Consider the following 251-nt stretch of genomic DNA (forward strand, 5'->3'; position numbering starts at 1 on the left):
CCTGCGCGACGCCGCGCTGCGTGGCGAGGGCGGCATCATCCTCGTCGCCCATCACGGCAATCTGGATGTGATCAATGCCAGCGGTGAGCGCCACGACATCGACCTGTGTGCGCTGGTGCACACGCGCCACGCCGAGAAGTTCAATCAGCTGCTGGAGCAGGCCACCGGCCGCAAGCCGCCGCAGATGATCGAGGTCAGCGAGATCACGCCTGCCACCGCCATGGCGCTGGGCGATCGCGTCAATCGTGGCG

Annotated in this window: 1 pseudogene; it reads left to right on the forward strand. The window is 67.3% G+C overall.

The features are described 5' to 3' along the window. A pseudogene (locus tag R0J88_RS22095) lies at nucleotides 1-251 on the forward strand (lipid A biosynthesis acyltransferase); the annotation flags it as partial.

Source organism: Pseudoalteromonas sp. SIMBA_162, assembly GCF_046535955.1.
GTDB classification, from domain to species: domain Bacteria; phylum Pseudomonadota; class Gammaproteobacteria; order Enterobacterales; family Alteromonadaceae; genus Pseudoalteromonas; species Pseudoalteromonas marina.